Raw genomic sequence first — 9,844 nt, 5'->3', positions numbered from 1 at the left:
GGCCGATCTCCTCCAGGGCGGCGAGGGCGGCGGTGCGCGCCCTGCGGGCGGAGGTGCCGTCGAGTTCGAGGGGCAGGGCCACGTTCTCGGCGGCGGTGAGAGCCGGTATGAGGTTGTAGTCCTGGAAGACGTAGCCGATGCTGCGGCGGCGCAGCGCGGCCAGCTTGCGGCGTCCGGCGGTGGTGATGTCGACGCCCTCGACCACGATCCGGCCGCTGGTGGGGGTGTCGAGGCCGCCCGCGAGGGTCAGGAGGGTGGACTTGCCGGAGCCGGAGGGGCCCATCACGGCGACGAGTTCGCCGGGGTGGACGGCGAGGTCGATCCCGCGCAGGGCGTGCACCTCGGTGGCGCCGCTGCCGTGCGTGCGGACGAGGTTCTCCAGCCGGAGCACGGGCTGGGAGGGCGCGGGGGGCGCGGAGGGCGCGGAGGGCCGCGACGCCCGGCCCGCGTACGGCTGGGCGGCGTAGGCGGCGTCGCCGCCATGGCCGAAGTGGTCCGGGTGGTGGGAGCTGTGCTGCTGCTCGGGCATGAAGGGTCCCCCTTGGAAGGGTCGTTCAGCCCCGCCGGGTGCGGGCGGCGGTGCCGGTGGTGCCGGTGGTCGGGCCGGTGGAGGCCGTCCGGGGCGGCGCCGCCCCGGGGCCGGCGGCGGGCGCGGCCGGTGTGCCGGCCGGTGTGCCGAGGGCGGCCAGCCGGACGAGCCGGGCCTCGGAGTGGTCGAGCCAGCGGGCCTCGGCCTCGGTCTGGAAGATCAGCTGTTCCAGGACCAGCAGCCAGGCCACGTCGTCCCGTTCGTTCGCCCGCCCGCTCTCGATGGCGGCGAGGGCCTGGGCCTTGAGCCGGGTGTAGTCCTGCATCGCCCCGATCGTGGCGTGCCGCTGGGACTGGATGACGGCGCGGATGTCCACGCCGGGGGCCCCGACGGCCATGGCCAGCTTGATGGCCAGCTCGTCGCGGGGCGGGCTGGTGCGGTCCACCGGGCGTTCGTACCAGGCGCGCAGCTCGGTGCGCCCGGTGTCGGTGATGGCGTAGAGGGTGTGCCCGGCGGCGTCCTCCCCGCCGGGTGCGACGAGCCCGTCGCGTTCCAGCCGGGCCAGGGTGGTGTACACCTGCCCGACGTTGAGGGGCCAGGTGGAGCCGGTGCGGGATTCGAACTCGGTGCGCAGCTGGGAGCCGTAGCGGGGGCCCCGTTCCAGCAGTGCGAGAAGGCCGTGACGGATCGACATACTCAGTATGTATACATGGACATACTCAGTATGTATACCGAGTATGTCCAGGGTCCGGGGTCTGCCGGCCCCTATCGGCCCCGCCGCAGCCGGACGCCGATGTACCCCAGCCCCAGGCCCATCAGGGCCAGTCCGGTGCCCAGGGGCAGCAGGTGGGCGGCCAGGTCGGCGACGCGCTCGTTCGGCTCGGTGCCCAGCGCCGAGGCCGGAGCGCCACGGCTCGGCGAGGGGCTCGGCGGCGCGGCGGGCCGCTGGTTCACGACGGGCTCCCGGCGCTCCGGGCGGGGGGCCGGACGGACCGGGTGCGCGGGCCGGGAGAGGCTGGTGACCTCGGGGTCGGCCGGGGCGTCCGCGGGCAGTCCCGGGTGCTCCCGCCCGACCCCGCCGGCGCTCCCGGCGAGCTCCTCGTAGGCCTCCTCGGGTACGGCGTCGGCCTGGTCGGAGCCGGCCCGCACCGCCGCGAGGGGGGCGCGGGCGGAGGTGGCGCAGGCGGGTGCGGTGGTCAGCAGCGCGGCGGCCGCCAGCGCGGCTCCGGCCGTCCAGTGCGGGGCGCGGAGGCGTCGGTTCACGGGTGCCCCTCCCGTTCCGTGCGGCCGGGACGCCGGAAAGTCGAGGCGCCGCCCTCAGATTGACACAGGGGGACAAAACGGGCATCCCGGGACACCCGTCAGGGTGCCCCGGGATGCCCGGGCGTCAGCGGCGGTCCGCTACGACGGATTGCCGGTCGAGACGATCAGCGTGAACTCCGTACCCTCCTTGGGCACGTCCGCCCCGGCCTCGGGCAGCTGCTCCAGCACCGTGTCCTGGCCGTAGACGGACTCGTCGCGCTCGGTGATCTTGTACCTCCAGCCGGCGGCCTGGATGCACTGCTTGATCGACAGCACGTTCTTGTACCGGAAGTCCGGCGCGACGACCTTCGTGGAGTCCTTGAAGGACTTCGTCGGGCTCTTGCACTTGTCCGCTTCGATGGTGCGCGAGGGGTCGGGCCCCTTGTGCCCCGCCGCGGCCGAGGCGGACGCCGACGACGAGGCGGACGGCTTCGCCGAATTGTTCTTGTCCTCGTCGTCGCCGCCCATGTTCAGCACGGCGATCAGCCCGCCGATGGCCACGAGGGCCACCACGATCGCGCCGACCACCACCGGCGTGTTCTTCTTCCCGCCGCCCGAGGACGACGCCGGAGCGGACGTCTGGCTGGGCGAGATGGTGAACGGCGGCGGCGTCTGCGGCGCGTACTGCTGCTGGTGCTGCTGCGGCGCCTGAGCCGTGTGCGGGTAGGCGTAGCCCGGCTGCTGCTGCGTCTGCACGGGCTGCGCGTACGGGGACGGCGGCGGGGTCTGCGGGGCCTGGTACGGCTGCTGCAGCGAATGCGGCGGCGGCGCCTGGAAGCCCGCGTCCACCGGCGGGAACACCGTCGAGCCCACGCCCGCGCCGCTGCCGCCCGTGGCGACGCCCGGGACGATGGCCGGGGCGCCGGTCTGGCCGGCCGACATGATCCGCAGGATCTCGTCCCGCATGGCCGCGGCCGTGGGGAAGCGCTCGTTCGGGTTCTTCTTCAGCGCCCGGGCCACCAGCGCGTCCATCGCCGGCGTGATGGAGCGGTTGATGGAGGACGGGGCGACCGGCTCCTCCTGGACGTGCGCGTACGCGATCGCCAGCGGGGAGTCGGCCTCGAAGGGGATACGGCCCGTCAGGAGCTGGAACAGCATGATGCCGACCGAGTACAGGTCGGAGCGGGCGTCCACGCCGCGCCCCAGCGCCTGCTCCGGCGACAGGTACTGCGGGGTGCCGACGACCATGCCGGTCTGCGTCATCGAGGTGACCCCGGACTGCATGGCCCGGGCGATGCCGAAGTCCATGACCTTGACCACGCCGCGCTTGGTCATCATCACGTTGCCGGGCTTGATGTCGCGGTGGACCAGCCCCATCTCGTGGCTGGTCTCCAGCGCGGCCAGCACGTCGGCCGTCACCTTCAGCGCCTTGTCCGCCGGCATGGCCCCGTACTGCTGCACGTCCGCGTCGAGGACCGAGCCGAGCGGCCGGCCCTCCACGTATTCCATGACGATGTACGGCATGACCGCCTCGTCGCCGCCGCCGGCGCCGAACGTGACGGTTCCCTCGCCCGTGTCGAAGACCGAGACGATGTTGGTGTGCGACAGTTTCGCAACAGCCTGCGCCTCGCGCCGGAAGCGCTCACGGAAGGACGCCTCGCGTCCCAGCTCACTGTGGAGCGTCTTGATGGCGACCTGTCGGTCGAGCGCGGAGTCGTACGCGAGGTAGACCGAGGCCATGCCCCCCTCGCCCAGCAAATCCCTTAGCTGGTAACGGCCACCGGCCAGGGAGCCGCCTGCGTACCGGCCCTGTGTGCCGTCCTGGCTCATGACTGTTGCTTCCCCTCGGGCTCTGTTGCTACGCGTCTGGCTGAGCGCATGTCGCGCCCAGTCTGCCGGAGGGCAAGCACACGTCAAGCCGGTGCCCGCTGCGTGACCGCGGGCCTACGCGGTGTCTGTAGCCGAACGGTGACGGGTTCGGAGGCTGTAGCGTTCACCGCAGAACCCGAAGAGGCCCCACCGCTAGAGCGGACGAGAGAGACGACGGCGAGGACTGATGGCACCCGAACCCGAGGGAAACGGCGCCGGGATGGCCGATGGTCCTGAGCACTGGGGCGCGGGCGGCCTCGTGGGGGACGGCCGTTACCGGCTGACCCACCGCCTGGGCCGCGGCGGCATGGCCGAGGTCTTCGCCGCCGAGGACGTCCGGCTGGGCCGCACCGTGGCCGTGAAGCTGCTGCGCGCCGACCTGGCCGAGGACCCGGTGTCCAAGGCGCGCTTCACCCGTGAGGCACAGTCGGTCGCCGGCCTCAACCACCACGCCGTCGTCGCCGTGTACGACTCCGGCGAGGACCGGGTCGGCCCGAACGTGGTCCCGTACATCGTGATGGAGCTGGTCGAGGGCCGCACCATCCGCGAGCTGCTGCTCAGCGCGGAGGCCCCGGGGCCCGACCAGGCGCTCATCATCGTCTCGGGCGTGCTGGAGGCGCTGGCCTACTCGCACCAGCACGGCATCGTGCACCGCGACATCAAGCCGGCCAACGTCATCATCACCAACGCCGGCGCGGTGAAGGTGATGGACTTCGGCATCGCCCGCGCCCTGCACGGCGCGCAGTCCACGATGACCCAGACCGGCATGGTCATGGGCACCCCGCAGTACCTCTCGCCGGAACAGGCCCTCGGCAAGGCCGTGGACCACCGCAGCGACCTGTACGCGACGGGCTGCCTGCTCTACGAACTCCTCGCACTGCGGCCCCCCTTCACCGGCGAGACCCCGCTGTCGGTGGTCTACCAGCACGTCCAGGACGCCCCGGTCCCGCCCTCGCAGCTGCCCGAGGGGCACCACATCCCGCAGGAGCTCGACGGCCTCGTCATGCGGTCGCTCGCCAAGGACCCGGACGACCGGTTCCAGAGCGCCGAGGAGATGCGCGGGCTCGTCCAGTACGCCCTCCAGATGCTCCAGGACCAGGGCCCGAACACCGGCACCTGGAACACCGGCCCGGTCGTCATGGCGCTCCCGCACGGCCAGCCCGGCTCCGCGCAGACCTCGATGATGCCCGCGGGCGGCAACGGCGGCCCCCGGCCCCAGTACCCCTCGCACAACACGACCTCGCAGTTCCAGCAGCCGATGGTGCCGCCGCTGAACCCGGACGACGGCACCGCCTTCCCCGGCGGCGGCCACGGGCACGGCCACGGCGGCGGCCCGGGCGGCCACGGCGGGTACGACGGCTATGACGGCTACGACGGGTACGACAACGGCTCCCGCGGCGGGAAGTGGAAGGTCTGGCTCTTCGCGCTGCTCGCGGTGCTGGCCATCGCCGGTGGTGTCGCGTACGCCATCAAGACCGGCAGCCTCCCCGGTGGTGGCGGCGCCAAGCCGAAGACCAGCGTGAGCACCCCGGCAACGGGGCAGAGCAGCCCCGGTTCGCAGGAGAGCCCGTCGGCCTCGTCGAGCCCGGAGACGGGCCGCTCGCACGACGAGGACACCTTCACGCCCGCCCCGAGCCGCAGCAAGTGGACGCCGAGCACCACCCCGTCGGCGTCCTCGGGCGGATCGTCCTCGCCGGAGACCAAGAACCCGACGACCCCGCCGCCGAAGACCACCCCGGTGGAGCCGCCGACCACCAAGCCGACCCCGCCCAGCGGGGGCGGCGGCAGCCCGGCCGGCGCGGAGGCCGCCGACTAGCGGAGGCCGCCTGCCGGCGGTGGTGCGCATGCGTGGAGGCCCGGCGGAATTCCCGTTCCGCCGGGCCTCCGGCGCGTCCGCGCCCGCTTTCCGTACGTCAGAGTGCGTGCAGGCGGGGCCGGTCGTAACGGCCGCTGTTCCCCGCCCCGAGGGTGTGCACCGTGACGAACTGGGGCTCGATCCTCATGTAGACCGGGTCGAAGACCTCGCCGTCCACGAAATGCGGTGCCGGACCGAATAGTTCCAGTTCCGCTGTGGTCGGCTCGGCGAGCCGCGCCGTGCCCGTGACCTGCACGGACCAGAGCCGTGGCGCGCCCGAATTGACGTTGTCGGCCCCGTAGGAGACCACGCTGCCATTACAGGCGTGGTGATAGCCGAAACCGGCGTGCATTCTCAGGACGATCCTGCCGCCCACCACGATGTGGCGGGCGACGGCGAGGAACGGGAGCGCGCGCATGCTGGTGGCGACCCGGCCGTACGGCACACGGCGCAGTAATTCGACGGCGGCTGTTTCCTCCGGTGACATGTGACCACTCTCGGCCCCGGCGGGCGGCCGGGAAAGAGGATCCCGCCCCGATCACCGAGGACGTTGGTCCCGAATCGAACCGTGCGCCCCGGGGAAGCGGGCGACCACGGGGCGTCACGCTCGAAATCCGCTCGACGTCCACTCGGCTCCCGCCCGGCCAGCGCTCGAACGGGGTTGCGCCACCCTCGGCGCCGGATCGAGCGCGGCTAGCGCTTCTCCGCCTGGAGGCGGGCGACGTACGCGGCGGCCTGGGAGCGGCGCTCCATGCCCAGCTTCGACAGCAGGCTGGAGACGTAGTTCTTGATGGTCTTCTCGGCCAGGTGCAGCCGCTCGCCGATGACCCGGTTCGTCAGGCCCTCGCCGATCAGGTCGAGGATCTTGCGCTCCTGCTCGGTGAGGTTCGCGAGCCGGTCGTCGCCCTTGCCGTTCTTGCCGTCGCGCAGCCGCTCCAGCACCCGCGCGGTCGCCACCGGGTCCAGCAGCGACTTGCCGGCCGCCACGTCACGCACCGCGCTGAGCAGCTCGTTCCCGCGGATCGCCTTGAGGACGTAGCCCGAGGCACCCGCCATGATGGCGTCGAACAGCGCCTCGTCGTCGGCGAACGAGGTGAGCATCAGGCACTTGATGTCCTCGTCCTGGGAGCGGACCTCACGGCACACCTCGACACCGCTGCCGTCCGGCAGGCGCACGTCGAGGACGGCCACGTCGGGGCGGGTAGCGGGGATGCGGACCAGGGCGTCCGCGGCGGTACCGGCCTCGCCGACGATCTCGATGTCCTCTTCGACCGACAGAAGCTCATGAACGCCCCGACGTACTACTTCGTGGTCGTCCAGGAGAAATACCTTGATTTTTCCGTTTTCGCGCACAAGCTCATCTTCACACACTCACCTCTTCCCTGCCGGAGTTACCCGGGATAACGTGCCGTTGTTCCGGCCGCCTGCAAGGCTGTGACCAGTGGTTGTTCCCGCAGCGGCCGATTTACTTGGATATCCAAGCAAAATCGCAGGTCAAACGGGGTTTCGCAGTTATGCGTCGCACTGGGTAACGTGCTGTGCGCAGGGCACTCGCCGGGGCACCTGTCACGCCTGAATCCGAAACGCGCCGTGCACCCACCCCGTGTACGGATACGGATACAGGTGAGCCGCACTGGTCCCCGGAGAACCCGGGTGCCGGACCGACGGAGGAGCACACGTGACCGTGGAGAGCACTGCCGCGCGCAAGCCGCGACGCAGCAGCGGCACCAAGCGGGCGGCAGGCGCGGCGAGCGCCCGCAAGACCGCCGCTGCCACCGCACAGCCGCACGACGCCGAGCCTCAGCTCGTACAACTGCTGACGCCCGAGGGTGAACGGGTCGAGGTCGGCAACCACCCCGAGGTGGCCGAGTTCGCGGCCTTCGTCGCGGACGTCACCACCGAGGACCTGCGCGGCCTGTACCGCGACATGGTCCTGACCCGCCGCTTCGACGGCGAGGCGACCGCCCTCCAGCGCCAGGGCGAGCTGGGCCTGTGGGCCTCGCTGCTGGGCCAGGAGGCCGCCCAGATCGGCTCCGGCCGGGCACTGCGCGACGACGACTACGTCTTCCCGACCTACCGCGAGCACGGCGTGGCCTGGTGCCGCGGCGTCGACCCGACGAACCTGCTCGGCATGTTCCGCGGCGTGAACCACGGCGGCTGGGACCCCAACGGCAACAACTTCCACCTCTACACGATCGTCATCGGCTCGCAGACGCTGCACGCGACCGGTTACGCCATGGGCGTGGCCAAGGACGGCGCCGACTCCGCCGTGATCGCCTACTTCGGCGACGGCGCGTCCAGCCAGGGCGACGTGATGGAGGCCTTCAACTTCTCCGCCGTCTACAACTCCCCCGTGGTGTTCTTCTGCCAGAACAACCAGTGGGCGATCTCCGAGCCGACCGAGCGCCAGATGCGCGTGCCGCTCTACCAGCGCGCCCAGGGCTTCGGCTTCCCCGGAATCCGCGTCGACGGCAACGACGTCCTCGCCTGCCTGGCCGTCACCCGCTGGGCGCTGGACCGCGCCCGCCGCGGCGAGGGCCCGGCCCTGATCGAGGCGTTCACCTACCGCATGGGCGCCCACACCACCTCCGACGACCCGACGAAGTACCGCGCGGACGAGGAGACGGCCGCCTGGGAGGCGAAGGACCCGATCCTGCGCCTGAAGGCCCACCTGCTGGCCTCCGGGGGTGCCGACGAGGCGTTCTTCGAGGAGCTGGAGGCGGAGAGCGAGGCCCTCGGCAAGCGGGTCCGCGAGGTGGTGCGGGCCATGCCCGACCCGGACACCATGGCGATCTTCGAGAACGTCTACGCGGACGGGCACGCGCTCGTCGACGAGGAGCGCGCCCAGTTCGCCGCCTACCTCGCTTCCTTCGAGGCCGAGGAGGGTCACTGATGGCTGCCGTGAAGATGTCGATCGCGAAGGCGCTCAACGAGTCCCTCCGCAAGGCCATGGACACCGACCCCAAGGTCCTGATCATGGGCGAGGACGTCGGCAAGCTGGGCGGTGTCTTCCGCATCACCGACGGGCTGCAGAAGGACTTCGGCGAGGAGCGGGTCATCGACACCCCGCTGGCCGAGTCCGGCATCGTCGGCACCGCCATCGGCCTGGCCCTGCGCGGCTACCGGCCGGTCGTGGAGATCCAGTTCGACGGGTTCGTCTTCCCCGCGTACGACCAGATCGTCACGCAGCTCGCGAAGATGCACGCGCGCGCCCTCGGCAAGATCAAGCTGCCGGTCGTCGTCCGTATCCCCTACGGCGGCGCGATCGGCGCGGTCGAGCACCACAGCGAGTCCCCCGAGGCGCTCTTCGCGCACGTCGCGGGCCTGAAGGTGGTCTCCCCGTCGAACGCCAGCGACGCGTACTGGATGCTCCAGCAGGCGATCCTCAGCGACGACCCGGTGATCTTCTTCGAGCCGAAGCGCCGCTACTGGGACAAGGGCGAGGTCGACACCGACGCCATCCCCGGCGAGCTGCACAAGGCGCGGGTGGTCCGCGAGGGCGCCGACCTCACCCTGGCCGCGTACGGCCCCATGGTGAAGGTCTGTCTGGAGGCGGCGGCCGCGGCCGCCGAGGAGGGCAAGTCGGTCGAGGTCCTGGACCTGCGCTCGATGTCCCCGATCGACTTCGACGGGATCCAGGCCTCGGTGGAGAAGACCCGCCGGCTGGTCGTGGTCCACGAGGCCCCGGTCTTCCTCGGCACCGGCTCGGAGATCGCCGCTCGCATCACGGAGCGGTGCTTCTACCACCTGGAGGCCCCGGTACTGCGCGTCGGCGGCTTCCACGCCCCCTACCCGCCGGCCCGCCTGGAGGACGAGTACCTGCCCGGCCTGGACCGCGTGCTCGACGCCGTCGACCGCTCGCTGGCGTTCTGAGGAGAGCCGCGCCATGACGATCCGCGAATTCAAGATGCCCGACGTGGGCGAGGGCCTGACCGAGGCCGAGATCCTCAAGTGGTACGTCCAGCCGGGTGACACGGTCACCGACGGGCAGGTCGTCTGCGAGGTGGAGACCGCGAAGGCGGCCGTGGAGCTGCCGATCCCCTTCGACGGGGTGGTGCACGCGCTGCTCTTCGAGGAGGGCGTGACGGTCGACGTCGGCCAGGTCATCATCTCCGTCGAGACCGGTGGTGCCGGTGGTGCCGAGGAGCCCGCCGCGGCGGGCGTCCAGGCCTCCGTCGAGGTCACCGAGGCGGCTGCCGCCGCCGCGGCTCCGGCCGCTCCGGCTCCGGCCGCTCCGGCCGAGGAGCCCGCCGCCCGCCAGCCCGTCCTGGTCGGCTACGGGGTCTCCCAGTCCTCCACGAAGCGCCGCCCGCGCAAGGCTCCGGCCGCCGCGGCCGCCCCGGCCGCCG

The 9,844-nt window shown here is 71.8% G+C and carries 10 protein-coding genes; 4 read left to right on the top strand and 6 right to left on the bottom strand.

Annotated elements, in window-relative coordinates; all coding sequences use genetic code 11:
* The 4 genes from VR44_RS26690 to VR44_RS26675 all read right to left on the bottom strand — a co-directional run.
* Positions 1-529, bottom strand: a 529-nt coding sequence (locus VR44_RS26690) for an ABC transporter ATP-binding protein (RefSeq protein ID WP_245692251.1), incomplete at its 3' end; no start/stop codon positions are given.
* 25 nt (positions 530-554) lie between these two features.
* Positions 555-1,223 (bottom strand): PadR family transcriptional regulator, encoded by a 669-nt coding sequence (locus tag VR44_RS26685; RefSeq protein ID WP_045950159.1) that lies wholly within the window; start codon positions 1,221-1,223, stop codon positions 555-557.
* Between the two features lie 71 nt (positions 1,224-1,294).
* Positions 1,295-1,792, bottom strand: coding sequence for a hypothetical protein (locus tag VR44_RS26680; protein ID WP_045950158.1), 498 nt, complete (start codon positions 1,790-1,792; stop codon positions 1,295-1,297).
* Positions 1,793-1,930: 138 nt separating this feature from the next.
* Complete coding sequence (locus tag VR44_RS26675) at positions 1,931-3,601, bottom strand: protein kinase domain-containing protein (protein ID WP_045950157.1); 1,671 nt, start codon at positions 3,599-3,601, stop codon at positions 1,931-1,933.
* A gap of 226 nt (positions 3,602-3,827) precedes the next feature.
* On the opposite strand from VR44_RS26675, the gene VR44_RS26670 reads away from it, so the two are divergent.
* Complete coding sequence (locus tag VR44_RS26670) at positions 3,828-5,456, top strand: protein kinase domain-containing protein (protein ID WP_045950156.1); 1,629 nt, start codon at positions 3,828-3,830, stop codon at positions 5,454-5,456.
* 97 nt (positions 5,457-5,553) lie between these two features.
* On the opposite strand, the gene VR44_RS26665 is transcribed toward VR44_RS26670, so the two are convergent.
* Together VR44_RS26665 and VR44_RS26660 are read right to left on the bottom strand one after the other, a co-directional pair.
* The gene (locus VR44_RS26665; RefSeq protein ID WP_045950155.1) at positions 5,554-5,982 is read right to left on the bottom strand and encodes a pyridoxamine 5'-phosphate oxidase family protein; all 429 of its coding nucleotides are present in this window, start codon (positions 5,980-5,982) and stop codon (positions 5,554-5,556) included.
* 206 nt (positions 5,983-6,188) lie between these two features.
* Positions 6,189-6,848 carry a response regulator gene (locus tag VR44_RS26660; RefSeq protein WP_045950154.1) on the bottom strand — a complete coding sequence of 220 codons (660 nt, stop codon included), beginning with the start codon at positions 6,846-6,848 and terminating at the stop codon, positions 6,189-6,191.
* A 325-nt stretch (positions 6,849-7,173) separates the two neighbouring features.
* Here VR44_RS26660 and pdhA point away from each other — a divergent pair, with 325 nt between their 5' ends.
* The 3 genes from pdhA to VR44_RS26645 form a co-directional block, all read left to right on the top strand.
* Positions 7,174-8,388, top strand: coding sequence for a pyruvate dehydrogenase (acetyl-transferring) E1 component subunit alpha (gene pdhA / locus VR44_RS26655; protein WP_045950153.1), 1,215 nt, complete (start codon positions 7,174-7,176; stop codon positions 8,386-8,388).
* Positions 8,388-9,368 carry an alpha-ketoacid dehydrogenase subunit beta gene (locus VR44_RS26650; protein ID WP_045950152.1) on the top strand — a complete coding sequence of 327 codons (981 nt, stop codon included), beginning with the start codon at positions 8,388-8,390 and terminating at the stop codon, positions 9,366-9,368. Before pdhA ends, VR44_RS26650 begins: the two co-directional genes overlap by 1 nt.
* Positions 9,369-9,381: 13 nt before the next feature.
* Positions 9,382-9,844: biotin/lipoyl-containing protein (locus VR44_RS26645; RefSeq protein ID WP_045950151.1), on the top strand; the 463-nt coding region annotated here is incomplete at its 3' end.

The organism is Streptomyces katrae, assembly GCF_000966975.1.
In the GTDB taxonomy this organism is placed as follows: Bacteria; Actinomycetota; Actinomycetes; order Streptomycetales; family Streptomycetaceae; genus Streptomyces; species Streptomyces katrae.
Note: the sequence above shows the minus strand (reverse complement) of the source record. Positions and strands in the feature narration are given on the sequence as shown.